The organism is Actinospica robiniae DSM 44927 (assembly GCF_000504285.1).
Lineage (GTDB): Bacteria > Actinomycetota > Actinomycetes > Streptomycetales > Catenulisporaceae > Actinospica > Actinospica robiniae.
Genome location: NZ_KI632511.1, coordinates 6,841,641 through 6,868,003, shown reverse-complemented (window position 1 = coordinate 6,868,003; position 26,363 = coordinate 6,841,641). Strand labels below are relative to the sequence as shown.

The 26,363-nt window shown below is 68.4% G+C and carries 25 protein-coding genes, 2 tRNA genes and 1 pseudogene; 18 read left to right on the top strand and 10 right to left on the bottom strand.

What is annotated here, in order from left to right; genetic code table 11:
* The first annotated feature begins 247 nt into the window (after positions 1 to 247).
* Together ACTRO_RS29470 and ACTRO_RS51520 are read left to right on the top strand one after the other, a co-directional pair.
* Entirely contained in the window at positions 248 to 1,477 is a 1,230-nt protein-coding gene (locus ACTRO_RS29470) for an HNH endonuclease (protein WP_211244451.1), read from the top strand.
* A 205-nt stretch (positions 1,478 to 1,682) separates the two neighbouring features.
* A pseudogene (locus ACTRO_RS51520) lies at positions 1,683 to 1,793 on the top strand (IS630 family transposase); the annotation flags it as partial.
* A 1,785-nt stretch (positions 1,794 to 3,578) separates the two neighbouring features.
* Here the strand turns inward: ACTRO_RS51520 and ACTRO_RS29465 are convergent.
* Complete coding sequence (locus tag ACTRO_RS29465; protein WP_034268282.1) at positions 3,579 to 4,016, bottom strand: NUDIX hydrolase; 438 nt, start codon at positions 4,014 to 4,016, stop codon at positions 3,579 to 3,581.
* 39 nt (positions 4,017 to 4,055) lie between these two features.
* Between ACTRO_RS29465 and ACTRO_RS29460 the strand changes: the two genes are divergently transcribed.
* The 14 genes from ACTRO_RS29460 to ACTRO_RS29400 all read left to right on the top strand — a co-directional run bounded on the left by ACTRO_RS29460 (position 4,056) and on the right by ACTRO_RS29400 (position 12,398).
* Positions 4,056 to 4,829 carry a GntR family transcriptional regulator gene (locus ACTRO_RS29460; protein ID WP_034268280.1) on the top strand — a complete coding sequence of 258 codons (774 nt, stop codon included), beginning with the start codon at positions 4,056 to 4,058 and terminating at the stop codon, positions 4,827 to 4,829.
* A 165-nt stretch (positions 4,830 to 4,994) separates the two neighbouring features.
* Entirely contained in the window at positions 4,995 to 5,141 is a 147-nt protein-coding gene (locus tag ACTRO_RS47600) for a hypothetical protein (protein ID WP_157436531.1), read from the top strand.
* Between the two features lie 157 nt (positions 5,142 to 5,298).
* Entirely contained in the window at positions 5,299 to 5,619 is a 321-nt protein-coding gene (locus tag ACTRO_RS29455) for a hypothetical protein (RefSeq protein WP_034268277.1), read from the top strand.
* A gap of 5 nt (positions 5,620 to 5,624) precedes the next feature.
* Positions 5,625 to 5,837, top strand: coding sequence for a hypothetical protein (locus ACTRO_RS29450; RefSeq protein WP_034268275.1), 213 nt, complete (start codon positions 5,625 to 5,627; stop codon positions 5,835 to 5,837).
* A 26-nt stretch (positions 5,838 to 5,863) separates the two neighbouring features.
* Positions 5,864 to 7,168 (top strand): hypothetical protein, encoded by a 1,305-nt coding sequence (locus ACTRO_RS29445; RefSeq protein WP_157436530.1) that lies wholly within the window; start codon positions 5,864 to 5,866, stop codon positions 7,166 to 7,168.
* Positions 7,169 to 7,253: 85 nt separating this feature from the next.
* A complete protein-coding gene (locus ACTRO_RS29440; protein ID WP_034268273.1) occupies positions 7,254 to 7,451 on the top strand; it encodes a hypothetical protein in 198 nt (65 codons plus the stop codon).
* Positions 7,452 to 7,466: 15 nt separating this feature from the next.
* On the top strand, positions 7,467 to 7,850 hold the full coding sequence (locus ACTRO_RS29435) for a hypothetical protein (RefSeq protein WP_157436529.1): 384 nt from the start codon (positions 7,467 to 7,469) through the stop codon (positions 7,848 to 7,850).
* 100 nt (positions 7,851 to 7,950) lie between these two features.
* Positions 7,951 to 8,310: a hypothetical protein gene (locus tag ACTRO_RS29430; protein WP_034268268.1), complete on the top strand. Its 360-nt coding sequence runs from the start codon at positions 7,951 to 7,953 to the stop codon at positions 8,308 to 8,310.
* Positions 8,311 to 8,312: 2 nt separating this feature from the next.
* Positions 8,313 to 8,639: a hypothetical protein gene (locus tag ACTRO_RS29425; protein WP_034268266.1), complete on the top strand. Its 327-nt coding sequence runs from the start codon at positions 8,313 to 8,315 to the stop codon at positions 8,637 to 8,639.
* Positions 8,639 to 9,352 carry a DUF2637 domain-containing protein gene (locus ACTRO_RS29420; RefSeq protein ID WP_034268263.1) on the top strand — a complete coding sequence of 238 codons (714 nt, stop codon included), beginning with the start codon at positions 8,639 to 8,641 and terminating at the stop codon, positions 9,350 to 9,352. Before ACTRO_RS29425 ends, ACTRO_RS29420 begins: the two co-directional genes overlap by 1 nt.
* A gap of 1 nt (position 9,353) precedes the next feature.
* Positions 9,354 to 9,557 carry a hypothetical protein gene (locus ACTRO_RS29415; protein ID WP_034268260.1) on the top strand — a complete coding sequence of 68 codons (204 nt, stop codon included), beginning with the start codon at positions 9,354 to 9,356 and terminating at the stop codon, positions 9,555 to 9,557.
* The gene (locus tag ACTRO_RS29410) at positions 9,554 to 10,945 is read left to right on the top strand and encodes a replication initiator (protein WP_051451571.1); all 1,392 of its coding nucleotides are present in this window, start codon (positions 9,554 to 9,556) and stop codon (positions 10,943 to 10,945) included. Before ACTRO_RS29415 ends, ACTRO_RS29410 begins: the two co-directional genes overlap by 4 nt.
* A complete protein-coding gene (locus ACTRO_RS29405; RefSeq protein WP_211244450.1) occupies positions 10,942 to 11,175 on the top strand; it encodes a helix-turn-helix domain-containing protein in 234 nt (77 codons plus the stop codon). The genes ACTRO_RS29410 and ACTRO_RS29405 overlap by 4 nt, the downstream gene beginning before the upstream one ends.
* Positions 11,175 to 12,398, top strand: coding sequence for a tyrosine-type recombinase/integrase (locus ACTRO_RS29400; RefSeq protein ID WP_034268257.1), 1,224 nt, complete (start codon positions 11,175 to 11,177; stop codon positions 12,396 to 12,398). The genes ACTRO_RS29405 and ACTRO_RS29400 overlap by 1 nt, the downstream gene beginning before the upstream one ends.
* A gap of 62 nt (positions 12,399 to 12,460) precedes the next feature.
* Here ACTRO_RS29400 and ACTRO_RS29395 read toward each other — a convergent pair.
* Positions 12,461 to 12,533: transfer RNA gene (locus ACTRO_RS29395), tRNA-Glu, on the bottom strand.
* A gap of 153 nt (positions 12,534 to 12,686) precedes the next feature.
* Here ACTRO_RS29395 and ACTRO_RS29390 point away from each other — a divergent pair.
* On the top strand, positions 12,687 to 13,340 hold the full coding sequence (locus ACTRO_RS29390; protein ID WP_051451570.1) for a P-loop nucleotide/nucleoside kinase family protein: 654 nt from the start codon (positions 12,687 to 12,689) through the stop codon (positions 13,338 to 13,340).
* 9 nt (positions 13,341 to 13,349) lie between these two features.
* A complete protein-coding gene (locus ACTRO_RS29385; RefSeq protein ID WP_034268255.1) occupies positions 13,350 to 15,416 on the top strand; it encodes a M3 family metallopeptidase in 2,067 nt (688 codons plus the stop codon).
* 119 nt (positions 15,417 to 15,535) lie between these two features.
* On the opposite strand, the gene ACTRO_RS29380 is transcribed toward ACTRO_RS29385, so the two are convergent.
* The 8 genes from ACTRO_RS29380 to ACTRO_RS29345 all read right to left on the bottom strand — a co-directional run bounded on the left by ACTRO_RS29380 (position 15,536) and on the right by ACTRO_RS29345 (position 25,948).
* A complete protein-coding gene (locus tag ACTRO_RS29380) occupies positions 15,536 to 16,939 on the bottom strand; it encodes an LCP family protein (protein WP_051451569.1) in 1,404 nt (467 codons plus the stop codon).
* A 361-nt stretch (positions 16,940 to 17,300) separates the two neighbouring features.
* Positions 17,301 to 17,372: transfer RNA gene (locus ACTRO_RS29375), tRNA-Gln, on the bottom strand.
* A 292-nt stretch (positions 17,373 to 17,664) separates the two neighbouring features.
* Entirely contained in the window at positions 17,665 to 19,353 is a 1,689-nt protein-coding gene (gene gltX, locus ACTRO_RS29370) for a glutamate--tRNA ligase (protein WP_063628094.1), read from the bottom strand.
* Positions 19,354 to 19,444: 91 nt separating this feature from the next.
* Entirely contained in the window at positions 19,445 to 20,245 is an 801-nt protein-coding gene (locus ACTRO_RS29365) for a fumarylacetoacetate hydrolase family protein (protein WP_034268253.1), read from the bottom strand.
* 119 nt (positions 20,246 to 20,364) lie between these two features.
* Entirely contained in the window at positions 20,365 to 21,942 is a 1,578-nt protein-coding gene (gene cimA / locus ACTRO_RS29360) for a citramalate synthase (protein WP_034268250.1), read from the bottom strand.
* Between the two features lie 216 nt (positions 21,943 to 22,158).
* On the bottom strand, positions 22,159 to 23,478 hold the full coding sequence (locus ACTRO_RS29355) for an MFS transporter (RefSeq protein ID WP_084316606.1): 1,320 nt from the start codon (positions 23,476 to 23,478) through the stop codon (positions 22,159 to 22,161).
* Between the two features lie 120 nt (positions 23,479 to 23,598).
* Positions 23,599 to 24,723, bottom strand: a complete 1,125-nt coding sequence (locus ACTRO_RS29350; RefSeq protein ID WP_034268247.1) for a branched-chain amino acid aminotransferase — start codon at positions 24,721 to 24,723, stop codon at positions 23,599 to 23,601.
* Between the two features lie 142 nt (positions 24,724 to 24,865).
* The gene (locus ACTRO_RS29345) at positions 24,866 to 25,948 is read right to left on the bottom strand and encodes a 3-isopropylmalate dehydrogenase (protein ID WP_034268245.1); all 1,083 of its coding nucleotides are present in this window, start codon (positions 25,946 to 25,948) and stop codon (positions 24,866 to 24,868) included.
* Between the last annotated feature and the right edge of the window lie 415 nt (positions 25,949 to 26,363).

Genomic DNA, 26,363 nt, shown 5'->3' with positions numbered 1-26,363 from the left:
CCGACGGGATTCGAACCCGCGCTACTGCCTTGAGAGGGCCGTACCGCCGTGTCGGGCGATGTCGGCTAGTACCGGCTGGCCCTCTCCCCTGCTGGTCGGGCACCGTGCACTGTCGTCTGTTGTCGGCTGCTGTTGGGCGTTTCGCTGACTCTCTGCTGACTTCAGCCGACGGCGCCAGTCCTCCGCCCGCTGTCGGCGGCGGCATCTACGATGTCTGTAGACCCAGAGCGTCAAGGGGAGTGAGCTAGTGGGAATACTGGACCTGAGCGATCGCGAAGCTGTGCTCCGCGCCCTCACAGATTTCGACGACCGTGGCCGCGACGCGTTCCTCGCCACTCACTACTTCGGCCCGTCTACTCGCTACTACCTGATTCACAACGGCGCTCGCTACGACGCGAAGGCCGTCGCAGGAGTTGCCCACAACCTGCAGTTCCCCGACCGCAAGCCATTGACGAGCGAAGACTTCAGCGGTGGCGTTGCCGCGGCGAATGCAGCCCTCCAGCACGCCGGCTTCTTCGTCCTGGATACCAAGCCGAAAGACCTCGAGGAAGAGCGCGCCTGGCGCTTCGCTGTGTGGAGCCAGCTCGAGGCCAACTACAACCTCGACGCCGTTCCGCCTCAGGCACTGCATGCATATGGCGCTTACAAGCCCCAACAGGGCATCTGGACCGACTCGGCGCGGACAAAGCACATCGAGTTGCCTGCCGGCCCAAGCGCAGCACCCTCGGCAATCACCGTCGGGATTCTCCACACGGGCTCGCACTATCCAGACGACATCAGCGACGACGGCGTGATCTACCACTACCCATCCACGAACCGCGTCCAGGGCCGTGATCGAGCCGAAGTCGAAGCCACCAAAACCGCCGGGCGGCTCGGACTACCAATCTTCATGATTGCCTATCCGACGATCGGCTCCACCGTGCGCTCAGTTCGTCTGGCGTGGGTTGAAGGCTGGGATGACCAGGCAAAGACGTTCCTCGTCACGGTCGGCAATGCACCTCCGAGCCAGATCCTGTCCGAGGATCATTCGGACGAGGAGCCCTTTTTGCTGCAGGCTGACCCCCGTCGGCGCGTCGCACGCAACGTCATCAATCGTCCTGACCAGCGCAGATTCAAGTTTCGAGTGCTGCAGCGCTATGGACCTCGGTGCCCTCTGTCGGGCGTAGCAGTGACAGAAATGCTCGATGCCGCCCACCTTCGACCAGTGGCTGACCACGGCTCGAGCGATCCCAGAAACGGCCTGCCGCTCAACGCAGCTCTTCACCGCGCTTTCGATGCTCACCTCTTCGCCATCGACCCTGACACACTAGACGTCGTCGTGCGCCCTCACGGGCCGTCGATCGAAGATCTCGGGATCACCTGTCCCCACATACGCGGCCTCGACAGGAGGCCCCATCGTGAAGCTCTGAAGTGGCGCTATGAGCTGTGGCTGTCCAAGCTGCCTGAAGCCGTGAGCGCGGCCCTGCCAAAGTCGTAGGAGTCTGCTGCCCAGTTCACCAGTCTCCCATTCTGGCTCCACAGCCTTTTGCCGACCGCGCATTTAGCTGCCAGCTGCCTATACGAATGCGCCGACCTGCGCCGATGTGATCCCTGACACCGATTCACGGTCCTGCTGACCTGCGGCTATTCGCCGCCGTTCGCTGCAGTTGGTGTCAGCCGTTGGTGTCAGTCTGTATGGCCTTATCGAGGCCCTGACATCCCTGGTCAAGACACACCTACGACGTCTGCAGTACCGACCCCGGACGCTGGCCGGCCTCCTCGCGAAGACCGGCCTGGACCTTCAACCACCGTAGAAGCTACATCAGCACGCCGAACTCTCTAGCGTCGGTCTTTGCCGCCGATCGTCGAGCCTGTTGCTGTACTCCGCTGCGGTACTGCTACTCGCCTTGTGTGCCCCTCGTGAGGCACACGAGCCAGCCCGTGAGGGCCACGCCGGACGCCGTAAGGGCGACCAAAACCGGCGTGCCAGCCTGCGGCCACACAGCGGCACACGCGGTGGAAGCGACCACGCCTCCGGTGAGGCCGAACGCGATACGGCGGCGAGGCCGCTTGTCGCCAGGACGTGCCAAAACGGGTACCCTCATGGAAGCACTCCTATCTCTCTGCTAAGGGCATACGGGTGCGTGGCGGCTCTCTGGTCCAACAGAGGGCCGCCTTTTTTGCGCGGCCTGCCGCTCGCCAGAAGGTATCAGTTTGGCAACTCTGCCGCACGTCGCCGGATTGCTGAGTGAACTCAGTGCCCGGGCTTGGTATGCCAAGCAAGAAAGTTGCACGCGTGCAACCTATAGTGGGCTTGACCTGCACGTTTATAGTTGATTCAAATCAACTCCGACTGCGTGCGACTGAATAAGTTCAGCCCATCTCACAAAGTCGCTTGCATGCGAGAAAATCTGTAACCGTATCGTTATAGACTGCCGCTTGGAGTCAGCTTCATGTATTAAATCACTTGCGATCTACTTCACCGATAGAGCGGGGCTGCTCGGATCATCCCCGGGGGCGGCAAACTCCTGTTCTGCCGGGCGGTGGTCGGCGCGTCAAGACATGCTTTTCGTCTTGACGTGTTGGCCGGCGTCTGGCAGCCCTCCGGGTGGCGTCCGCGGGGATGATCCGAGCAGCCCCGCCACCACCCACAGACCGCAGCCTGACCCGTTGAATCATCCCCGAGGTGGCCCGCCGGAGGCGTTGCTTTTCGCTCTCTCCGGCCACGTGCGTGAGTTCGCCGCGGGTGTGAGTGTCCGGGACGGTGACGGGGTGCAGCTGGAGGAAGTTGGCTCGGTGGTGGCTGGGTTCGTGCTCGAAGAGGGCCAAGGCGCCTCGTTCCGTCGCGCGGCCCCGTCCCCCTGGTTCCGCCGGCCGGAAAGACCAGGGCTCCCCCAGCGCAACTCCCCCTGCTTATCCCTTCGTTCCTTTTGCTTGTTCGCCGATCCTCGGTACCTGCTGGTGCTGGTAGCTGGTTGTCGTGGGGTCGGTGTTCCTGGTTGGGTTCGTGGTCGTCGGGTCTGGTTTGGGGGTGTGGTTTCTGGGGCGTTCGTGGCTTGCTGTGGCGGCGATGAGGGTGTGGGTTCCCGCATTCTGGTGCGGGGTGGTCGGCTTCCGGCGTCCAGGTTCTTCCTGGGTGCTGGCCGCGCCGCCGGGCGCGCGGAACGCAGGCGCCCGGGCGAGCGCGGGCCAGTGCATCCCGTGGGGATGTGCTGAGGGCTTCGTGAAGGCCTCGACCGCTCCCTTGGCTCCTTCAGAGGCAGGGGAAGACCCATCAAACTCGATCACGCAGTCTGACGGCGTGGGCTCGGTGCAAGCCCTGGGAGTGGCCACACAGCCCGGTCCTGGCGTGTCGGTTCTCGAGGTTCTGAGCGGTGACGCTTGAGCATTCATGGCCTCGCCGGCCGACCCGGGCGGCGGGCCTGGTGCCCGTATTCTTCGCTGTCTGCCGTTGCCTCACCGCGTGGTCGCCTGCCCCCAGCGCGAACCCACCCCACCCGTCTTTGCCCGCCCTGATCTTTCCGGCCGGCGGAACCAGGGGGACGGGGCCGCGCGACGGAACGGCGCGCCTTGATCCTTGTAGAGAAAGTTCTAGCCCATCACCGCGGCAGCAGGTTCACGCCATCGTGGCTGCGGACCTTCGGCCCGTCTGCTTCGTACGCGTCCAGGACTCGCACGGCGAAGACCTCGTTCATGCGCTGCTTGATCTCGTTGGGTTCGAGCCACGCGAAGGCCGTCGTCTCATCGCTCGCGCGGAGCTTCCCGCCAGTGACGTGGCAACGGAAGACGATCGCCACAATGCCGTGCTTCATGTTCTTGTAGACGCCGGAGACTGACTCCGCCTCGATGGTCAAGCCGGTCTCTTCGAGGACCTCGCGGGCGAGGCCTTCCGGAATCGACTCGCCTAGCTCGAGCACTCCGCCTGGAGGCTCCCACGTCCCGTTGTCTCGGCGCTGCACAGCGAGCGCTCGACCTGTGCCATCGATGACGGCTGCTGCAACGCTGACCGAGTGCTTCGGCGAGGGTTCCGGTCTCATAGCTCCAGCGTATACTCCACTACAGGAGTGAGGAGTTCCATGCTGACGACAATCGACCCCACAAGCGATCGGCCGGCGTACAAGCAGATCGCCGATGCCATCCGTGCCGCTGTCGGCAGTGGGGAACTTGCTCCCGGGGCGAAGATCCCCAGCGAGTCTGAACTGATCCGCTCGTTCGGGGTTGCTCAGGGCACAGTCAGGAACGCGCTCAATGTGCTCCGAGCCGAGGGCCTGATCATCGCTGAGCATGGGAAAGGTGTGTTCGTTCGAGCGCGGCCGCCGATGCAGCGGAAGGCATCCAATCGGTTCCTGAGGGCCCATCGCGATGCGGGTAAGGCTGCGTACACGGTGGATGCTGAGGCGCAGGGCATCAAGCACGACGTAGAGGTCTCGAAGGTCGGACCGGATGTTGCACCCGACGAGATCGCCGAACGCCTCAGCGTGCCTATTGGCTCTACGGTCCTCGTGCGCAGCCGGCGCTACCTTCACAGCGGCACGCCGATGGAGATCGCTACGTCGTACATCCCCTGGTCAATCGCCGACGGCACTCAGATGACTGAGCAGTACCCGGGGCCTGGTGGGATCTACGCACGGATTGAAGAGACCGGTCACCGCCTCGGAAAGTTCACCGAGGACGTCACGGCGCGCATGCCTCTACCTGATGAGGCAAGGGCTCTTCACCTGGCCGCTGGAACACCCGTGATGCGGGTGCTGAGGACGGCGTACGACACGGACGGTACGCCCGTTGAGGTGTGTGACACGGTCATGACTGCTGACCTGTTCGTTCTCTCCTACGAGCTCCCCGCCGACTAGCCCTCAAAATCTCCTATACAGGAGTCCTTGACAGGCTTTCAGGCAACTCCTATAAAGGACTACAGAGGTACTTGTCTGTAGGACTCGCATCCGGGATCCATGGTCTTCCCTTCCGCCAAGAACAGACGGCCAGAGTCCCGGGCTCTTCCCTAGGAGGGTGTTTACATGGCCCGTCGTCTGGTCGTCGAAGCCACTGCTGACGAGCGCATCACCGCTGAGCAGGTGGCCCAGCGGACCCGGATCAACGAGAACGTCGGGGACGGTCAGCGCGCGCGGATCGCGGACAACACCGCGCGGCGCTGGCTCCGATAGCAGCAGGCACCCGGGGGGCGGCGTTCCCTTCCGCCAAGAACAGACCGCCGCCACCCGGGCTCTTCCCTCCGCCGCGATGCGGTCGGGGGTCTCGTTCAGCATCGCACATGCTCCGCCTCGTGATTTCCGATCTCACATCTCGCATGGAGGAACCAGAATGCTGATCATTCCGATGGACAACTCCCGGACGCTGCTGGCGGTCGGCCCGGCTACCCCGCAGATGGACCGGGCGAACGTCGGTCAGCCGGCTGTGGACCGGGCGACCGGTGCGCCGCTGATGGACGTGCCGCTGGTGATGCCGACCGACGACGGTCAGCCGCTGACGATGCGGGTGACGGTGCCGGTGACCGGCATGGCCGAGGAAGTGAAGATGGGTTCGATGGTCAAGGCGACCGGGTTGACCCTGGTCACGGACGTGAAGAACGGCAAGGCCTGGTACATGTACCGCGCCGCCGCCCTGTCTCTGGTCAAGGGCTGATCGACGTGGGGACTCTGCTGGTTGTCGTCGTCGCTCCGGTCGCCGCGCTTACCCTCGCGCGGCGCCTGGTGCGCCACCCGGCGTACGCGTGGGTCAAGGACATCGCCGCCTCGGTGGCCGTGCTGGTGCGTCTCGCCTACAAGCTCGTGCGGTTTCTGGTGCTGTTCGTGGTCGGGGAGGTGCGCTCGTGGAAGCTCTCGCGCTCTTCGGCGCAGTAACCGCCGCGCCGCCGGCCGCTGTGGCCGTGACCTCCGCAACTCGCTACGTCCTGTCGGACCGCGATCGGCAGGCGGTGCTGCGCAAGGCGTGGCGTATCCGCGCGACCTGGCGTCGTACCGCGGTGCGGGTGGGTCTGTTCCAGGCGGTGCACGGTGCGAAGGTCGGCGCGGAGGTGCCGTTGGTTGAGGAACTGCGGGCGCACCGGAGCGAGAAGATCCTGGTACCGCGTATCAAGGTCACCCCGATTCCCGGGGGCGTCCAGGTCGAGGTGCGCGCCGTGGGCAAGCTCGGGCTCGAGGCGTTCGAGCGGGCCTGTGATGACCTGGCCAACGCGTGGCGGGTGCGGTTCGTCTCGGTCTCCCCGGGCAAGCCGGGCCGGCTGCGGCTGCGCGTGACGCTCAAGGATGCGCTGCGGAACCGGACCAGCTTCACCCCGTCGCCTGATGACGTGGTGGACCTGCGGGCTTGGGAACTCGGGCACGACCGGTACGCCGCTCCCGTGAGCGTCCGGACCGCGAACGTCTCCGGAATCATCGTCGGCGGGCTGTCCGGCACCGGTAAGACCGCGCTCGTGCGCCACCGGTTCGCCAAACTCGCACCCTGCCCCCACGTCCAGTTCGCGCTGATCGACGGCAAGGGCTATGAGCTCGAAGATCTCGCCCTGCGCGCCTGGCTCTACGCCGGCGCCTCGATCGAGGACGCGCACCGGGTCATCTCGAAGGTCTACACGCTGTTCGAGACGAGGCAGGATCAGATCCGCGCCGTCCTGGGGCGTAAGAACTTCTGGGACGGCGCTCCGGTCACCGCATGGCCATTCATCAAGCTGATCATGGATGAGGCGCACTGGTTCCTGTTCGAGTCCAAGCTGAGGGATGACGCCTCGGTCACGCGGGACAAGCTCGTACGCGAGATGATCCGCATGTGCGGTGACATGGTGCGGATGGGTCGTGCCCTTGGTATTCAGCTGATGTTCCTGACGCAGAAGCCGACCGGCGAGGCGGTTCCGACCTCGATCCGTGACGCCTGCCAGATCGCGATGTCCTTCGCCCAGCGCTCCACAGAGGCAGCGAAAGCCGCGCTCGGTGAGGACATCGCCGACTATCCGCACGCGCACCCGCGCCGGCTGCAAGACCCGGCGTTCATTGGCGTGATGACCGTGCTCGCCGAGGGCCGCTCCGGCTACACCCTCGTACGTAACCCGTTCACCAGCGACGCAGACACGATCGCGCTCGCCGAGGCGACTGCGCACCTGGTCGCCGACCCGCTCGCCCTGATCGAGTACGCCATCCGAGGCCTTCACGCCGTCGACGACGACGCGCTAACAGCCTAACCACCTCCCCGTAAACCCGCTGGTCACGGTTCACCGAGCCCTGACCCTAGCCACACCCGTCCCCGAACACCCCGGAAGGAACGTCATGCCGCGCAAGCCGAAGACCGTCGCCGCAGCTCACGAGCCGTGCCCGGCCTGCGACGGCACCGGAGAGACCGAGCAGGTCGTAACCCGTTCCCGCCGCTCGATCAAGGGTCAGCTCGGGGTGTGCCTCGCCTGCTTCGGCGACGGCATCGCCCGGGACGTCCCGACCAAGACCGCTGCTCAGCCCTACCACCCGTAGAGAGGAAACGCCCTGATGAACACCCCTCAGTCCGTGGGCCTGCTCGCCGTGCTGCGCGAGGTCGCCGACGTGCTCGCCGGCCTCGACCTGGCCGCGCTGCCCGAGATCCACGCCATCGACGCCAGCCCGGACATCCACGGCGGGCTGCGCGGAAAGGCCCAGCTCTCCCACCTCGGAAACGACATCGAGGCGATCGACGCCATCCGTACCTGGGCCGACGCGCTCGGCGCCGTGGTGCTCCTCGGTGACGAGATGACCCACTCCACCCCGCCGTACCGGCAGCTCGCGGCCGTGCTGCGCCTGCCCTCCGGCGCGCTGTTCGAGGTCTGGCGCCACCTGCACGACCTGCACCCCTCGCCCGAGTGGGCGCCCACCGACCCGGAACTGATCGCCGCCTGATCGGCCGGCTGGCGCTGATCCCCGGACCTCCTGCCCGGCCCGGGGCTCGGCGCGAACCGCCCGAACCACCACCCGCTGACACAAAGAAAGGAACCCCCTGATGCTCACCCCGATCGAGGCAACCGCGATCGCCTCCGCCGTCACCTCCGGCTCCCTCGGCTTCGTGATCGGCCTGCGCGCCAACGACATCCGCGGCATCGGCTACCTGCACGGCACCTGGACCGAGGTGCACCCGCGCGAGCTGGCCGAACAGATCCGCACCGGACAGCTCAAGGCCAAGAACCTCGACAAGCGCACCCGCGCCGTCGTGCTCGCCGAGATGGCCCGCCAGGCCAACGGCATCACCGCCGCCGAGTCGGCCGAATTCCTCGCCCTTGACGGCATCGCCGGCCGCTTCACCCACGTCACCCCGCCCGCCGCCCACCCCTGCGCCGAGTACGAATACCGCAAGGCGGCCTGACCATGACCATCAAGACCACCCCCACCGTCTACGACCCGGCCATCGAATCGGACGGCCTCACCCTCGACACCCCGCTCGGCCCGGTCGACCTCGTCGCCGTTCAGCGCGTCCTCGACGGCCACCCGATCGACGCGCTGACCGAGGCGGAAATGACCTACCTCGCCAACACCCTCGGCTACGCCCCGCGCCTACGCAACGGCTACGGCCCGGAACACGACACCCGCCGCCGCGCCGCCGAATCGCTCCACATCTCCGCCCCCGCCCTGTCCACCCGGATCATCTACCGGCTGCGCCGCGACCAGACCACCACGGCCCGGAAGGTGGCGTGATGAGTATCAAGCGCCTGTCGGACGGGATCCTGTTCCAGTTCCTGATGGTCGGCTCCCTCTCCTTCTCCCACATCCACGACGTGGTCGCCGCCCACGGACAGGCCGGCTGGAAATCCTGGCTCTACCCGCTCTCGGTCGACCTGCTCACCGTCGCTGCGTACCGGAAGATCCTGGCCGCGCACCGGGTCAAGGGCTCCTCCGCCGGGCTGGCCTGGTTCTCCTTCCTGCTCGGCCTGGCCGCATCCCTCGCCGCGAACGTCGTCGACTCGTGGACCGCCGCCCCCGCCGGCCGCATCCTCGCCGTGGCCATCGGTGTCTGGCCCGCCATCGCGCTGCTCGTGTGCACCCTGCTCGGCCACGACCAGACCACCCCGGCACACCCCACCGCCGAACCGACCGCACCGGCTCCGGCTCCGGCTCCGGCTCCGGCTCCGGCTCCGGCTCCGGCTCCGGCTCCGGCGAAGCCTGCCCCCGCCCATGTTCCGGCGCCAGTCGTGCCCGAGCAGGTCGCCCCGCTCGCGCCCGCCGCGTCGCCGGACCTTCCGCCGATCGCCCCGCCGCTGCTCGCCTGGGCGCGCGGGATCGCCGACCAGCACCACAAGACCACCGGCACCCCGATCACCCCGGACGCGCTCGCTACCCGCCTGCGCATCGCCCCCGCCCTGGCCGAAGCCGTCCACGGACACCTCACCGCACAGACGGTAGGGGCCTGACATGGACACCCCGGACCTCGCCCAAGCCGCGTACCTCGAACTCGCCGCCATGGCACTCGAACGACACGACCTGCCCGCCCTCCTCGGCGCGCTCGCCTGCCTGAAGACCGACACCCTCGACCAGCTCGCCGCCACCACGACCCACCCCGCATGGGCCGTCCTGGCCGACCTCATCCCCGCCGCGACCACCGGAGGTGACAAGTGACCGACACCCTCGACCTGACCGCGTTCGGCGTCGAAAACCTCGACCAGCTCGTTCGGATCGCCGGCGCCACCCTCGAACTCCAGTCCGCCGGAACCTGCGAACACCCCATCCGCCTCGTCGGCGGACGCGACGTGATCGAGAAAGCAACCGGCGTCCTGCTCGAATCCGGCATCGACCGGCAGATCTCCGTACCCTGCGGCAACCGCCGCGCCACCCGCTGCACCCACTGCTCCACCCTCTACAAATACGACGCGTACAACCTCGTCGCCGCCGGCCTGCGCGGCGGCAAAGCCACCCCGGACACCGTCGCCGTCCACCCGCGCCTGTTCATCACCCTCACCGCCCCCTCCTTCGGCCCGATCCACCTCGGCCCCGCCAAAGACGGCACCCTCCGCCCCTGCCACCCGCGCCGCGACGGCTCGAGCTGCGGCCGCTACCACCGGGCCGCTGACCCGCTCATCGGCACGCCGCTGCACCCCGAGACCTACGACTACACCGGCCACGTCCTGTTCAACGCCGCCGCCGGCCGCCTGTGGTCCGTTACCACCACCGAAATCCGCCGCACCTTCGCCCGCCTGCTCGGCATCCCCCGCCGCGAACTGCGCGACCACGTGACCCTGACCTTCGCCAAAGTCGCCGAATACCAGCAGCGCGGCGTCGTGCACTTCCACGCCGTGGTACGCCTCGACGGCCCAGACGGACCCGACACCCCGCCCCCAGCCTGGATCACCGCCGACCACCTCGACCGGGCCATCCGCGAAGCGGTCACCACTGCCCGCCTCGATCTGCCCGACTCCAAAGCGCTCGGTGTCCCGGTCGTCACCTGGGGCCGTCAACTCGACATCCGCCCGATCGGCGCCGACCAGCTCGACGGCGACGGGCTCAGCGACGTGACGGTCGCCCGGTACATCGCCAAGTACGCCACCAAGGGCGCCGAGACCGCCGGCACCGAACTGCCCCCGCTCGCCTGCCGCGACTGCACCGCCACCGGCTACCGGCAGATCGAGGGACACGCCCCGACCCCCTGCGGTACCTGCGACGCCACCGGCCGCCGCTACGACCTCGATGCTTGGGAACTGCGCGAGCACCACCGGATTCTCATCGAGACGTGCTGGCGTCTCGGCGCCGTGTCCCAATTAGCGGCTCTCCGGCTTCGGCAGTGGGCTCACATGCTCGGCTTCGGCGGACACTTCGCCACCAAGAGCCGGACGTACTCGACCACCTTCGGTGCCTTGCGCCAGGAGCGCGCCGACTACATGGCTGCGCACGACCCGCTCACCGCCGCGTTCGCCGAGAGCGAAGACCTCATCGTTATCAACCACTGGTCGTTCGCCGGACACGATGACGCGCCCAGGCTTCCAAAGCGCGTCAAGGAGTGGCCAACGTGAGCAGCGTCGTTCCTCTGCGCCTTGTCCGCTCCGAGCGGTCCTCGGCCCGGCTGACCTACACCGTCAACGAGGTGTCTGACTTGCTCGGCCTCGGCCTGGGCCTCACCTATGCAGCCGTCCGTAACGGCGAGATCCCCGCTCGCAAGGTGGGCTCTCGCTGGGTCATCCCGAAAGCCGCGTTCCATGCCTGGCTGGACGCGACATCCGCCGAGTATAAGGAAGTGTCCTGATGGGCTTCATCAGCAAGACTCCGGCCGGAGGGTTCCGGGCGAACTGGCGCGACCCTGCCGGCCGTCAGCGGGCCAAGACGTTCCGTACCAAGCGGGAAGCCTCGGCCCACCTCGCCGAGATGGAGACGGCGACCACCCGCGGCGCGTACGTCGACCCAAACGGCGCCAAAACCAAATTCGGGGCCTACGCCTCGACCTGGCTCGAGCACCGCGCGACCGAGAAGACTTCGCACGCGCGGGATCTCTCATACATGCGCACGCACGTGATGCCCAGATGGAATGACGTACCGATGGGCAAGGTCACGTACAGCATGGTGCAGGCCTGGGTCGTCGAACTGTCCAAGGCCCTGGCTCCGGCGTCGGTCGTGAAGTGCCACCAGCTCACGTCCGCCGTCTTCACCGCGGCTGTGCGCGACCGACTGATCAGCTCAAATCCCTGCGAGGGCGTCAAGCTGCCGTCCGTGCGACGGTCCATCGACGCGTACCAGATCATTCCCATGCCCGTTGTCCGCGAGAAGCTGCTGCCCGCCCTGCCGTCGCAGTACCAGGCCCTTGTGGCTGTCGGGGCCGGTGCTGGCCTGCGGTGGGGCGAGTGCCTCGGCCTGTGCCTCGACTCCATCGACCTGAGCAACAGGACTCTAACTGTGCGACGGACGGTCGTCGAGGTCAGCGGGACCGTCTCGATGAAGCCTTATCCCAAGTCGCGGGCGGGCTTCCGCACTGTCCCGCTTCCTGGCTGGCTCGCTCTGGTGCTGAAGGTCCACATGGACGAGTTCGCGCCAGGTCCCAGTGGCGAGCTGTTCGTGTCGGCCTCGCTCGGCCCGCTCTACCGCGGCACGTTCCGCCTGTGCGTCTGGCGACCCGCGCTCGTCCGGGCCGGCCTGCTCGGCAGCATCGCGAAGCAGGACGACGGCCGGTTCCTGGCCTCGTGGACGGACGCGGCCGGCGAGCCGTGCCGGAGTTACACCAAGACCGAGGATGCGGCAGTCGTCGACATCAGCCGGGGCGGCGGCAAGTCGCTTCGGTTCCACGATCTCCGGCACTCATACGCGACGTGGCTCATCTCGACCGGCGTTCCGGTCAACGAGGTCGCCCGGGTCCTCGGGCACGAACAGGTCACTACGACGCTCAACCGGTACACGCACGTCCTGCCGGACGTCGAAGCGCGGAATCAGCGCATCCGGGACGCGCTCGCTGACTTTCCGCTGACTCCGCCCGAGTAGCTCTCTCTGAAAACACTTCAGGCCACCTCTGGCGAGGTGGCCTGATCTGCGTTCTTGCGAAGTAGCCCCGACGGGATTCGAACCCGCGCTACTGCCTTGAGAGGGCAGCGTGCTAGGCCGCTACACAACGGGGCCCTAGCTTGTCAGCTGCGGATCTTCTCGCCGATCTTGTGCTTTCCGGCGGCCGGCCCGCTTGCCAACGGGCTTAACTATAGGCGACGGGGAGGCGGACGGCCAAATCGATAAGCCGGGCGGCCGGCGGGGGGCCGGTCACCTAGAGTCGGGCGCATGGGTACGCAGCGGCCGACGGCCGGGCAGGGGCGGGCGGTCGGCTCGGCGAAGGGGCGGGTGTGGGTGGTGGCGGGGGCGCCGGGGGCGGGCAAGAGCACCGTCTGCTCGCTGCTGCTCGGCGCGCTCGAGCCGGTGCCGGCGCTGCTCGACAAGGACACGCTGTTCGGCTCGTTCGTGGCGGCGACGCTGGCGGCGGGCGGGCGGGCTGCCGGGGAGCGGGAGGGCGGGTGGTACGACGAGCACGTCAAGGCGCACGAGTACGCCGGGCTCACCGCCGGGGCCCGGGAGATCCGCTCGTTCGGCTGTCCGGTGCTGCTGAGCGCGCCGTTCACCGGGCAGATCCGGTCCCCCTCGCGTTGGGCCGACTGGGTCGAGGCGCTCGGCGGGCCGCTCGTCACCCTCGTCTACGTCCAGAGCGACGCCGAGACCTTGCGCTCCCGGCTCATCGAGCGCGGGTCGCCGCGCGACACGGAGAAGCTCGCCTCCTTCGACGCGTTCCTGCGGCGGATGACCCCGGCCGTCCCGCCGCCGGTCCCCCACCTGCTTGTCGACAATCGCGCCGATTGCCCGATTCCGCTTCCGGTACAAGTCGATCGGCTCGTCGAAGAAGAGGTGTCGCGCATCGCAAACCACGATGGCGCTGCGGACTAGGCTCGAAGCATGTCGCTCGAAACCGAGATCACTCACGCGCCGGAGGACAACCCCTTCTTCCGGACTTCCACCCTTCCGTACCAACTGCCTCCGTTCGAGCTGATCCGAATGGAGCATTACCGGCCGGCCTTCGACAAGGGCATGGCGGAGCAGTTGGCCGAGATCGCCGCGATCACCGGCAATCCGGCGGAGCCCAGTTTCGACAACACCCTGATCGCGATGGAGCGCAGCGGCGCCCTGCTCAGGCGCGTCACCCACGTGTTCTTCAACCAGTCGTCGGCGGACACGAACGAGGAGCTCGAGCAGATCGAAGCGGAGATCTCGCCGCTGCTGGCCGCTCACGAAGACGCCATCCACCTCGACCACGCGCTTTACGGGCGTATCAAGGCTCTGTATGACGCGCGCGAGTCGTTGGAGCTGCCGGACGGAGAAGCGCTGCGGCTGATCGAGAAGTACCACGAGGAGTTCGTGCGCGCCGGAGCCGAACTCGACGCCGAGCAGCAGGACCGCTTGCGTGAGTACAACGCCGAACTGGCCTCGCTCACCACGACCTTCCAGCGCAATCTGCTCGCCGACACCAAGGCCCGTGCGCTCGTAGTCGATGACGCCGCCGACTTGGCCGGCTTGTCTGCGGACAGCGTGTCGGCAGCCGCCGAGAACGGCAGGGAACTGGGCCACGACGGCAAGTACGTGCTCAGCCTCAAGCTGTTCTCCAACCAAAGCGAGTTGGCTTCGCTCGACGACCGGGATGTGCGCCGCCGCCTGCTCGAGGCCTCGGTCGGGCGCGGGTTCTCGGTGAACGGCGACGTCATCCGGCGGATCGTGATGCTGCGGGCCGAACGAGCCGCCCTGTTCGGATTCCCCTCGCACGCCGCGTACACCGTCAGCGACCAGACCGCCCGGAGCGTCGACGCGGTGGAAGCGATGCTCGGGCGGATCGTCCCGCCTGCGGTCGCCAACGCGCGCAAGGAGGCTGCGGCACTGCGCGCGGCCAACGGCGGCGCGGCGATCGAGGCGTGGGACTGGCAGTACTACTCCGAGAAGGTGCGCAAGGCGGAGTACGACATCGACTCCGCCGCGCTGCGCCCATATCTCGAGTTGAACGCAGTTCTGCACGATGGTGTCTTCTTCGCCGCCAACCAGGTCTACGGCCTGACGTTCACCGAGCGCCCCGATCTCAAGGCCTACCACCCGGATGCGCGCGTATACGAGGTCTTCAACGCGGATGGCAGCGCGCTCGGCCTGTTCATCGCGGACTTCTACGCTCGCCAGTCCAAGCGCGGCGGCGCGTGGATGAACGAGCTCGTCGACCAGTCGGAGCTGGCCGGCACGAAGCCGGTGGTGGTCAACAACCTCAACATCGCCAAGCCCCCGGCAGGCGAGCCGACGCTGCTGACCTTCGACGAGGTCGACACCATGTTCCACGAGTTCGGCCACGCGCTGCACGGGCTGTTCTCGAACGTGCGCTATCCGTACTTCACCGGCACGACCGTCCCGCGTGACTTCGTCGAGTACCCCTCGCAGGTCAACGAGATGTGGTCGGTCTGGCCGGAGGTGCTCTCGAACTACGCCCGCCACTACCAGACCGGCGAGCCGATTCCGGCCGACCTGGTGGCGAAGATGAAGGAGGCCAAGCTCTTCGGCGAGGGCTTCCGGACCGTCGAGTACCTCGGCGCGACGCTGCTCGACTGGGCCTGGCACTCCCTCGCGGCCGGCCAGGACCCGGGCGCCGACCTCGAGGCCTTCGAGGCGGCAGCGCTGGAGAGGGCCGGTGTGGCCATGGCCGAGATCCCACCGCGTTACCGCACGGGCTACTTCTCGCACATCTTCAGCAGCGGCTACAGCGCCGGGTACTACTCGTACATCTGGTCCGAGGTGCTGGACGCGGACACGGTCAAGTGGTTCGAGGAGAACGGCGGGATGCGCCGCGAGAACGGCGACCGCTTCCGCGGCGAACTGCTCTCGCGCGGCGGCAGCGTCGACCCCCTCTCCGCCTTCACCAGCTTCCGCGGCCGCGCCCCCGAGATCGACGCGCTCCTGGAGCGCCGGGGCCTGCTGGTGGCGCAGGAGTCGTAGCCGCACGCGGACCGAGCGACTCAGGGCCCTGCGGGTTGGACGGCGCGAAGCCGGCCGGCCTGCGGGGCCCTTGCCGTCGCCTGCGCCTGCGCCTGCTAGACCCCGCTTCGCGAACCAGCTCAGCTGACCGGGCAGGTGTCCACGCCGCCGGGCGTCGCGGTGCCGGCCGCCGGGCCGGTGGTGGAGCTGCCCGACGGCATGTCGGATGTGCCGGAAGTCTCCGATGCGCCCGACTGGGCCGACGCGTTCATCGCGTCGCTGGGGGCGTCCGCCATCAGGGCGAGCCGCATCAGGCTCTCGAATGCGCCAACCGACTCGGCGGCGCGCACGTCGTCCATCGCCTCGCTCGGCCCAGCCGTCCGCGGCGCGGGCTGACTGCCTGCGCCGAGGTAAGCCTCGACGTACGACATTGCTTGCGTCGAGCCGGGCGCCGACATCGGCGGGGTCATCGGCATCGGTCCGAAGACCGGAGTGCCCAGCGGGCCGATGTTGGGGCCGGGAACGGCTGCCCGGGCGGCGGGATCGAGCGGCGCTTGGCCGTTGATGCCCCAGTTCGCGATGTCGTGCCCGCCGATGCCCGGGCGCAGGCCGAGTGCCGCGCTGCCGGACGTGGCGGTGGCCGACTTCGGCTCGTTGATCAGGCCGTCCCACAACTTGGTCGCCGCGGGCTCGCTCCACACGACGCGGTCCGGGTCGTCCGGGAACGGCGTGTTGGGCACCGTCACGTACGTCATCTTGCCGGAGGGAATGGAGTTGAGCGTCTGGGCGAGACCGTACAGGTCGCTGACCGTGCCGAGGCCGGGGTCGGCCTGAATGGCGCTGGTCGCGGCGTTGAGGACCTTGTAGAGCTTGACGGGGTCGGTGAGCAGGCCGGCTGCACGTACCTGAGACGAGAGCTGGTCGATGAAGTACTGCTGACGCTGGATGCGCTCCAAGTCCGAGCCGTCGCCGACCGCGTGCCGCACCCGCACGAAGGCGAGTGCCTGCTGGCCGTTGAGCGTCGTCGTGCCGGCGGGGAGATTGAGGCCGGAGTCGCGGTCTTTTATCGGCTGCTTCACGCATACCTTCACGCCGCCGAGCGCGTTGACGACGCCGACGACGCCCTCGAAGTCGACCACGATGAAATGGGTGAGCGACAGGCTGGTCAGGCTCTCCACTGTGCGGACGGTGCAGGGCGCGCCGCCGGAGGTGAACGCGGAGTTGAACATCCCGTATGTCGCCGACACGGTCTGCCCGCCGGCGCCCGTGCAGCTGGGGATCTGCACCATCGAGTCCCTCGGGATCGAGACCTCGGTGCCCTTGTGCCGGTCGGCCGGACTGTCGAAGACCATCGTCGTGTCCGACCGCGCCCCGTCGACGGTGCCGCCGCCGAGCGCCTCGTTGGCCCCCGCCCGCGAGTCGGAACCTATGAACAGGACGTCCTGCTTGCCGTTCATGGCCGACGGCTTCAGGTTGGCCCACTCGGTCCTGATGTTGCCGTTCAGGTGATTCCAGACCAGCATGAACGTCGACGCGCCGAGCACGATGATGCCGGCGAGCGCGCTGCTGCACCAGACGATGAGCCTCTTGCGTATGGACCACTTCTCACGTCCCCGCCGCCCCCGCCAACGCCCGGGACCCGTTCCGCGCGGCCCGAAAGCAGCCCCGCCTCCGCTGGCACCGCCACGTCCGTCCGAAGAACGGCCGCGGTCGCTACGCCCGGATCCCGACTCCGTCTCCCGTCGCGGCGGCCCGTCCGTCTCCATAGGGAGATCTTCGGCCTGATCCGGTGCTTCGCGCCCGCCGCCTAAGCCAAACGAGCGTAAGGAGCGCGGGACCGAGGCGATCGCCGGCCCGGCCCGGAAAAGCAAAACGGGCGTATCGCCTAAGCGATACGCCCACAAGCTGGGGTACCAGGACTCGAACCTAGAACAACAGAGCCAGAATCTGTCGTGTTGCCAATTACACCATACCCCATTGGCGTGCAGTCTTTCCGGTTGCCCGGTCGCTGCGTAGATAACTATAGCGGGCGGCGCCCGGTGGCCCAAATCAGTTAGTTCAACTCGCGTGGACCGAAGGGCGGATGTGCGGCAGGCGGGGTTGAGATGACGCACAGTGACCGCAGCGCCGCGGAGCAGCCCGCCTCTCCGGGCCGAAGACGGACTTGTCGTCTTCGGCCCGGAGCGCCCGAAGAGGCCCAAAGCGGCTCGGAGCGGAGCCGAGCTGTACGCAGCGGGCGGTCAGCCGGCTGCCCTAGGCCGCTACGCCGCTACGACACCGCTGCGGAGGCGGCGGCGCGGGCGCGGGCGGTGGCGGCGCGGAGGCGCGCCAGGGCGCGGTCGCGGCCGAGGAGCTCGATCGACTCGAAGAGCGGCGGGGAGACGCGGCGGCCGGTGATGGCCACGCGGATCGGGGTGAACGCGTTCTTCGGCTTCAGACCGAGGCCTTCGATCAGCGCGGCGCGCAGCGCGTCGTCGATCGCCTGGGTCGTCCACTGCGCCTCGGCCGACTCGGACACCTGCGCCGACTGCGGCAGGTGGGGCGACTGGGCGGAGCCGGCGGACACGGACGGCGACGGCGCCGAACCGCCCGCGTCGGCGGCCGCCTCCGCGCTGCCCTCGCCGTCCACGCCGATCGCCTCGAGCGCCGCCGTGGCGGCGGCGAGGGCGGGCCACGCGTCGGCCGTCAGGACCTTCGCCGCGTCATCCTCGTTGACCTGGAACTTGTGCCGGCGGTCCGTCCCGTCGCCGGTGAACAGGAAGCCGAGCATCGGCACGGCCTCCGACAGCACCGTCATCCGCTCCTGCACCAGCGGGGTCGCCGCGAGCAGGGTGCGCCACTCCGCGTCGTCGGCGAGGTGGCCGTCCTCGCCGCCGAGGAGCAGGCCCTCCCGATCGAGGAAGGGCAGGATCCGCTTCGCGAGGTCCTGCGTCTCCAGCTTGCGCAGGTGGACGGCGTTGATCGCCTCGCACTTCTTCAGGTCGAAGCGCGCCGGGCTCGAGTTGATCCTCGTCCCGTCGAAGCCAGCGACCAGGTCTTCCTTGGTGAAGATCTCCTCGTCGTTGCCGAGGGACCAGCCGAGCAGCGCCAGGTAGTTCAGCACGCCCTCGGGCAGGTAGCCCGTCCTCGGGTAGAAGCTGAAGCTCGCCTGCGGGTCGCGCTTGGACAGCTTCTTGTTCCCCTCGCCCATGACGAAGGGCAGGTGGCCGAACTCCGGGACCCGCTTCGAGACGCCGAGCTCGACCAGCGCTTCGTGCAGCGGGATCTGACGGGGCGTCGACGGCAGGAGGTCTTCGCCGCGCAGGACGTGGCTGATGGCCATCATCGCGTCGTCGACCGGGTTCGTCAGCGCGTAGAGCGGGGAGCCGTCGGCGCGCAGCAGGGGGTAGTCCGGGACGTTCTCGGCCTCGAAGGAGATCTCGCCGCGCACCAGGTCGTTCCACGCGATCTGACGGTCCGGCATGCGGAAGCGCAGCACGTGCGTGCGGCCGTCAGCCTCGTACGCGGCGATCTGGTCCGCCGTCAGGTTGCGGCAGGTGCCCTCGTATCCGGGGTTGCGCTTCTCCTCCTTCGCCCGCTCGCGCGCCGCCTCGAGCTCCTCCGCGGTGCAGTAGCACGGGTAGGCGAAGCCGCCCTCCTTCAGCCGGGCGGCCGTCTCCTGGTAGATCTCGCCGCGCTCGGACTGGCGGTACGGACCGTGCTCGCCGCCGACCTCGGGGCCTTCGTCCCACTCCAGGCCCATCCACCGCAGGGTCTGCAGGATCGCCTGGTAGGACTCCTCGGTGTTGCGCGCGGCGTCGGTGTCCTCGATCCGCAGCACCAGCTTGCCGCCGTAGTGCCGGGCGAAGGCGTAGTTGAACAGCGCCGAGCGGACCAGGCCCACGTGCGGGTCTCCGGTCGGGGACGGGGGGAATCTGACCCGGACGCTGTTGTCGAGCTTTGAGGTGTCGATGCTCACGTTTCCAATACCGTTCTACTTCGCATTCGGTCGCGCCCCGGGTGCGAGCGTCGAATCAAGGGGGTGGCCGGGCCCGGCCGGGCCGTCCGGACTAGCGCTTCACGATCCGGTTCGTCAGGGTGCCGATGCCCTCGACGCTGACCGAGACCCGGTCGCCGACGTTCATCGGGCCGACGCCGGCGGGGGTGCCGGTGAGGATGACGTCGCCGGGCAGCAGGGTGAGCGCCTCGGAGATGAAGGCGACCAGCTCCTCCACCCCGCGCATCATCTGGCCGGTGCGGCCGGCTTGCCTGAGCTCGTCGTTGACGGTGCAGGTCACGGCCAGGTCGCTCGGGTCCAGCTCGGTCTCGATCCACGGGCCGAGCGGGCAGGAGGTGTCGAAGCCCTTGGCCCGGGCCCACTGGCCCTCGGCCTTCTGCGCGTCGCGCGCGGTGACGTCGTTGGCGCAGGTGTAGCCGAGAATGACCTCGCGCACCCGCTCGCGCGGTACCTGGCTGCACAGCCGGCCGATGACGATCGCGAGCTCGGCCTCGTGCTGCACGTCCTGGGAGAAGCTCGGGTAGGCGATCGTCTCGTTCGGGCCGATCACGCTGGTGGAGGGCTTGAGGAAGGTCAGCGGCACGGCCGGGACCTCGTTGCCGAGCTCCTTGGCGTGGTCGGCGTAGTTGCGGCCGACCGCGACGATCTTGCTGGGCAGGACGGGGGCGAGCAGGCGCACGTCCGCGAGCGGCCAGGCCCGGCCGGTGGTCTGGGGCTCGGGGGTGAAGGGGTGGCCGTCGAGTTCGGCGATGACCATCGCCTCGGGCTGCTCCGGGTCGCCTTCGACGATGCCGAAGCGCACGGCCCCGGCGTCGGCGGCGGTGTCGGGAAGGGAGAATCTCGCGATACGCACGAGCTAAGTCTAGGCGGCTGCCGCGTGCAGCCGACCGGCATCAAGGGCACCGGGTCCGACGCGTCGGACCTCGGCGGCCGGGCGGGTCGGCTCTCGAGCCACCCACCCGGCCGCGCGGGTCAGCTCTCGAGCCGCAGCAGTCCGTACGTCACGGCCTCGACCAGCGCGTTCCAGCTCGCGGCGACGATGTTCTCCTGCACACCGACGGTCGCCCACTCGTCCTTGCCGTCGCTCGTGGTGATCAGCACGCGGGTGCGGGAGTTCGTGCCGTGGTCGCCTTCGAGGATGCGCACCTTGTAGTCCGTCAGCTCCAGCTCCGCGAGTTCCGGGTAGAGCTGGCCGATCGCGTTGCGCAGAGCGGTGTCGAGGGCGTTGACCGGGCCGTTGCCCTCGCCGACGGTGATGATCCGCTCTCCCTTGGCGTGCAGCTTCACCGTGGCCTCGCAGCCCTGGGTGCCGTCCTGGCGCTGCTCGACGATCACCCGCCAGGCCTCGACCGTGAAGAACTCGGGGCGCTCGGTGCCGCTCAGCTCGTCCAGGATGAGCAGTTCGAACGAGGCGTCGGCCGCCTCGAACGAGTGGCCGGTGGCCTCGAGGCCCTTGACCCGGTCGGTGATCCGGGTCAGCGCGTCGCGGTTGCCGGACAGGTCGTAGCCGAGCTCACGGCCCTTCAGTTCGATCGAGGCGCGGCCGGCCATCTCGGATACCAGCATGCGCATGTCGTTGCCCACCACGGCCGGGTCGATGTGCTGGTAGAGCATCGGGTCTGCCTTGACCGCGGACGCGTGGATGCCGGCCTTGTGCGCGAACGCGGAGAAGCCGACATAGGGCTGCTTGGTGTGCGGGGCGATGTTGGTCACTTCGGAGATCGCGTGCGCGATCCGGGTCATCTCGGCCAGGGATTCCTGCGGAACGACCTGCATGTTCTTCTTCAGCTGCAGGTTGGCCACGATGGTGAACAGGTTCGCGTTGCCGGTGCGCTCGCCGTAGCCGTTCGCGGCGCCCTGGACGTGCGTGGCGCCGGCCTCGATGGCGGCGAGCGAGTTGGCCACGGCGCAGCCGGAGTCGTCGTGGCAGTGGATGCCGACGCGCGCGCCGGTGCGGTCGATCACGGTGCGCACCACGTCGCCGAGCTCCGTCGGGAGCATGCCGCCGTTGGTGTCGCACAGGGCGATCAGGTCGGCGCCGGCCTCGGCGGCGACGCGGACGAACTCGAGCGCGTAGGCGGGATTGTCCTGGTAGCCGTTGAAGAAGTGCTCCGCGTCGATGAACACGCGCTGGCCTTCGGCGCGCAGGTGGCGCACGGTGTCGCTGACCATGGCCAGGCACTCGTCCAGGGTGGTGCGCAGGGCGAGTTCGACGTGGCGGTCGTGTGCCTTGGCCACGAGGGTGACGATCGGGGCGCGGGAATCGCGCAGGGCGGCCACCTGGGGGTCGTCGGCGGCCTTCAGGTCGGCTCGGCGGGTCATGCCGAACGCGGCCAGCTGCGCGTGCTTCAGGTCGAGCTCGGTCTGAGCGCGCCGGAAGAACTCGGTGTCCTTGGGGATCGCCCCGGGCCACCCTCCCTCGATGAACCCGACCCCGAGTCCGTCGAGCTGACGGGCGATCAGCAGCTTGTCCGCCACCGAGAGGGCGAGGCCCTCCTGCTGGGCGCCGTCTCTCAGCGTCGTGTCATAGACGTGGAAGCTGTCGTTCACGCTGACTCCTCGTTCGGGTGGGCAACCGGTCGTGAAAAACAACAAAACCCCTCGCGATACGCGAGAGGTCTGCACACCGGCGGCGGACTGCGAAAGCCCTATGCCGATGCGCTGCCGGTAATAATGCTCCGGGTCTTCATGCCCGGCAGTCTGCCACCATCGATCCGATCGGGACAGAGCGTCTCGAAAGGTGGGATAGGTACGGGCGGGCCCGCCTCACTCGGCGGGCACGTCGCGCAGCTGCCTCAGCGGGGAGAAGAAGACCCACAGGCCGGAGAGCATGCCGCCGACGGCGCCGATCGCGATGGTCTCGCGCACGCCGATCCAGGTGCCGAGGGCGCCGCCGAACAGCGCGCCGAGCGGCATGGTGCCCCACACTATCCAGCGCACCGAGGCGTTCATCCGGCCAAGCAGTTGCGGCGGGCAGATGCGCTGGCGGTAGGAGACCTGGGCGGTGTTGTAGACGACGGCGAGGAAGAACTGCGCGAACAGGCCGACCGCGAACAGCAGCACGCCCCAGCCGGGCCGGGCCAGCGGCATGAGCAGGAACAGCGGGCTCGGCACGAGAACGGAGACCCAGATGATCCGGGCCGAGCCGATCCACCGGCCGAGCAGGCCCGCGGTCAGGCCGCCGATCACCCCGCCGATCGCGGCCAGCGAGAACAGCGCGCCGATCACGCTCGGCGAGGCGTGCAGGACGCGCACCAGGAAGACCACGTCGACCGCGCCGACGGTGGAGCTGAAGAAGTTGGAGGTGCCGGTGCAGGCCACGATCTTGCGCAGGATCGGGTGCTTGACCACGAAGGCCAGGCCCTCGTTCATGGCGGCGCGGAAGGTGACGTGCTCGGCCCGCTTCTCCGGCTTGGGCTCGTGGGTGCGGATGAGCAGGAGCGAGATCGCGCTGGCTGCGAAGGAGCCGGCGTCGGCCGCGATGGCCTTGGCCGCGCCGATGAAGCCGACCAGGGCGCCGCCGACGGACGGGCCGACGAGTCCGGCGAAGGAGTTGGTGGCGCCGAGCTTGCCGTTCGCGTCGACCAGTTGTTCGCCGTCGAGCAGCACCGGGACGTAGCTCTGGTAGGAGACGTCGAAGAACACGCTGAGGACGCCGGCGAGGGTGGCCACGAGGTAGATCTGCCAGAGCGTCACATGCCAGAGCCAGCCGGCCAGCGGGATGGAGCCGAGCAGCACCATCCGCGCCACGTCGCACCACATCATCAGGCCGTGCTTGCGCACCTGGTCCACGATCACGCCGGCCGGCAGCGAGATCAGCAGGAAGGCCAGGCTCGTCAGTATGCTGATCAGAGAGACCTGGAAGGTGCTCGCCTTGAGCACGGAGACGGCGAGCAGCGGCAGGGCGAGCATGGTCACCGCGCTGCCGACGTCGCTGACCGTCTGGCCGCTCCAGAGCAGCATGAAGTCGCGGTGGCGCCACAGGGACGCGGGCTTGCCTCGCTGGGCGGGGACGGCCGCCTCGGCCACTCTCGTCTCGAGAACCGGGCCGGCCTCGTCCACGCCGTCCGCGTCGCGCTGGGTCATCTCCGTCACGCCTCCTGCCTAGCGGATCGGAGGCGCACAGTCCAGTGAATTGCCTGTCCTGAGATGGGACGAGTCGCGAGCAACATGTGGGACGAGGCCGGCTTGGTGCGGCGCGCGGGCTCAGCCGGCGGCCGGCACCGGCGCGGGGACGATGGTGTGCAGCCAGCCGCGGGTGTCGGGCAGGTCGCCGTGCTGGATGGCCAGCAGGTGCTCGCGCACCCGCATGGTGACCGGGCCGGCCTCGCCGCCGCCGATGACGATGGCGCCGTCCTTGCCGCGGAAGCCCCCGATCGGGGTGACCACGGCCGCGGTGCCGGAGCCGAAGGCCTCGGTGATCGCGCCGCTCTCGGCGTGCTCGCGCAGCTCGTCGACCGAGATCAGGCCCTCCTCGGCCGGGATGCCGAGCTCCTCGGCGGCCTTGAGCAGCGAGTCGCGGGTGATGCCGGGCAGCAGCGAGCCGGACAGGCGGGGGGTGAACAGCTTCGCGTGCTCACCGGCGCCGTAGACGAAGAAGACGTTGTTCGAGCCCATCTCCTCGATGTACTTGCGCTCGATCGCGTCGAGCCAGCACACCTGGTCGCAGCCCTCGGCCACGGCCTGGGCCTGGGCCAGGAAGGAGGCCGCGTAGTTGCCGCCGCACTTCGCCTCGCCGGTGCCGCCGGGCGCGGCGCGCACGTAGTCGGTGCCGATCCAGGCGGTGACGGTCTTGCCGGGGCTGAAGTACGAGCCGGCCGGCGAGGCGATCAGCATGAACAGGTACTCGGACGAGGGGCGGTTCACGCCGAGCCCGACCTCGGTGGAGAACATGAACGGGCGCAGGTAGAGCGACTTCTCCGGGTCCTGCGGCACCCAGTCGACGTCCTGGTTGACGAGGGCGTCGATGGCGGCGAGGAAGAGCTCCTCGGGCAGCACCGGCATGGCCATCCGGACCGACGAGTTCGCCATCCGCTCGGCGTTGGCCTCGGGGCGGAAGCAGGCGATCGAGCCGTCCGCCTGCCGGTAGGCCTTGAGGCCCTCGAAGACCTCCTGGCCGTAGTGCAGCACCGAGGTCGCCGGGTCGATCTCGATCGGTCCGTACGGACGCAGCTCCGCCGAGTGCCAGCCACGACCCTCGCTGTAGCGGATCGTGATCATGTGGTCGGTGAAGTACTGACCGAACTTGGGATCGGCGAGGATGGCTGAGCGCTCGGCCTCGCTCAACGGCTCGGTGGTGGGCTTGAGCTCGATGGTCGTCGCACTGGACATGTCAGTTTCCCTCTTGCGTCGGGCCGTAACGATGGATTACGCCTCGTGACGGCCCGACCGTGGGATCGGGTGTACGGCATCCGGGGCCGTCACACTAGTTGTTCTCGCCTAGTGAGACGGTAACCCAGTTTTTCCTACCGTCTCACCGAGCTACTCGCCCCCGGATGGCGTCTCCGATGGCCGAGGTGCCGCGTACGCCCAGGTCGGCGCGCTCGGCCAGATCCGCCTCGACGGCGGTTTCGATCCGCGCGGCGGCTTCGGCGTGGCCGAGGTGCGCCAGCAGTAGCGCCGCGCTCAGGATCGCGGCGGTGGGGTCGGCCTTGCCGAGGCCGGCGATGTCCGGAGCCGAGCCGTGCACCGGCTCGAACATCGACGGGAACGCGCCGGTCGGGTTGATGTTGCCGGACGCGGCCAGGCCGATGCCGCCGGAGATGGCCGCGGCGAGGTCGGTCAGGATGTCGCCGAACAGGTTGTCGGTGACGATCACGTCGAAGCGCTCGGGCTGCGTGGTCAGGAAGATGGTGGCCGCGTCCACGTGCAGGTAGTCGGTGGCGACCTCGGGGTACTCGGCCGCGACCGCGTTGAAGGTGCGGGTCCACAGGTGCCCCGCGTGGACCAGCACGTTGTTCTTGTGCACCAGCGTCAGCTTGCGCCGGGGGCGGGCCTGCGCCCGCTCGAAGGCGTCGCGCACGACGCGCTCGATGCCGAAGGCCGTGTTGAGCGAGACCTCGGTGGCGATCTCCTGCGGCGTGCCGGTGCGCAGGCTTCCGCCGTTGCCGGTGTACGGCCCCTCGGTGCCCTCGCGCACGACCACGAAGTCGATCGGAGCCTCGCTCCGCAGCGGGCCGGTGGTGCCCGGCCACAGCTTGGAGGGGCGCAGGTTGACGTAGTGGTCGAAGGCGAAACGCAGCTTGAGCAGCATGCCGCGCTCGATCAGGCCGGACGGGATCCGGGTGTCCCCCGGGGCCGCGCCGACGGCGCCGAACAGGATCGCGTCGTGCTGCCGCAGTGCCTCGAGCGTGTCCTCGGAGAGCGCTTCGCCGGTCGCCAGGTAGTGCTCGGCGCCCAGGGCGTACTCGGTGGTCTCGAGCTTGACGTCTTCCGGCAGGACCGCGCGCAGGACCTTCAGGGCCTCGGCGGTCACCTCCGGGCCGATCCCGTCGCCGCCGATGACGGCGAGATCGATCAGCTTACTGTCACGGCTGCGGACTGCGGTGTCGGGCATGCCGGGTAGCGTACGCCCGTCTCAAATTCGCGCAGAAGCCCGTCCACATCCCGAGACTCGAGTTCGCTCTCGTCGCGCCAGTCGTAGGCCTGCTGCAGCGCACGGCGTGCCGCGGCCCTGGCTTCGGAATCCTGAGTGCTGTGACGGTGGTGCTGGTGCATCGTCGTGTTCCGTCCCTCGCTGACTATCGGTGGGGTACGGACACGCGGGCTTGTGGCCACGCGGGCGGGTCCGGGTGCGGCGGGGGTGGGGCCGTTTGCTCGGACGTCCTAGTATCCGACCGTACCCCTTGTCGGGCGAGATGTCTCGTTTTTCTTCGGACTTCCTAGTATTTGAGATGCCTGAGCCGTAGGGGGGAGGAAAACGACGAAAGCCGCGCCCCCTCAGGGGGACGCGGCTTCGCTTTCCGCCCGCG

Bases quoted from the DNA above. Each gene is read 5' to 3' on its own strand.
- ACTRO_RS29460 (WP_034268280.1), top strand. From the start codon at position 4,056: ATGCTGACGACAATCGACCCCACAAGCGATCGGCCGGCGTACAAGCAG.
- ACTRO_RS29465 (WP_034268282.1), bottom strand. From the start codon at position 4,016: ATGAGACCGGAACCCTCGCCGAAGCACTCGGTCAGCGTTGCAGCAGCC.
- ACTRO_RS29415 (WP_034268260.1), top strand. From the start codon at position 9,354: ATGGACACCCCGGACCTCGCCCAAGCCGCGTACCTCGAACTCGCCGCC.
- ACTRO_RS29345 (WP_034268245.1), bottom strand. From the start codon at position 25,948: ATGCCCGACACCGCAGTCCGCAGCCGTGACAGTAAGCTGATCGATCTC.
- ACTRO_RS29440 (WP_034268273.1), top strand. From the start codon at position 7,254: ATGCCGCGCAAGCCGAAGACCGTCGCCGCAGCTCACGAGCCGTGCCCG.
- ACTRO_RS29385 (WP_034268255.1), top strand. From the start codon at position 13,350: ATGTCGCTCGAAACCGAGATCACTCACGCGCCGGAGGACAACCCCTTC.
- ACTRO_RS29425 (WP_034268266.1), top strand. From the start codon at position 8,313: ATGACCATCAAGACCACCCCCACCGTCTACGACCCGGCCATCGAATCG.
- ACTRO_RS29430 (WP_034268268.1), top strand. From the start codon at position 7,951: ATGCTCACCCCGATCGAGGCAACCGCGATCGCCTCCGCCGTCACCTCC.
- ACTRO_RS29455 (WP_034268277.1), top strand. From the start codon at position 5,299: ATGCTGATCATTCCGATGGACAACTCCCGGACGCTGCTGGCGGTCGGC.
- ACTRO_RS29390 (WP_051451570.1), top strand. From the start codon at position 12,687: ATGGGTACGCAGCGGCCGACGGCCGGGCAGGGGCGGGCGGTCGGCTCG.
- ACTRO_RS29400 (WP_034268257.1), top strand. From the start codon at position 11,175: ATGGGCTTCATCAGCAAGACTCCGGCCGGAGGGTTCCGGGCGAACTGG.
- ACTRO_RS29435 (WP_157436529.1), top strand. From the start codon at position 7,467: ATGAACACCCCTCAGTCCGTGGGCCTGCTCGCCGTGCTGCGCGAGGTC.
- ACTRO_RS47600 (WP_157436531.1), top strand. From the start codon at position 4,995: ATGGCCCGTCGTCTGGTCGTCGAAGCCACTGCTGACGAGCGCATCACC.
- ACTRO_RS29350 (WP_034268247.1), bottom strand. From the start codon at position 24,723: ATGTCCAGTGCGACGACCATCGAGCTCAAGCCCACCACCGAGCCGTTG.
- ACTRO_RS29355 (WP_084316606.1), bottom strand. From the start codon at position 23,478: ATGACCCAGCGCGACGCGGACGGCGTGGACGAGGCCGGCCCGGTTCTC.
- ACTRO_RS29420 (WP_034268263.1), top strand. From the start codon at position 8,639: ATGAGTATCAAGCGCCTGTCGGACGGGATCCTGTTCCAGTTCCTGATG.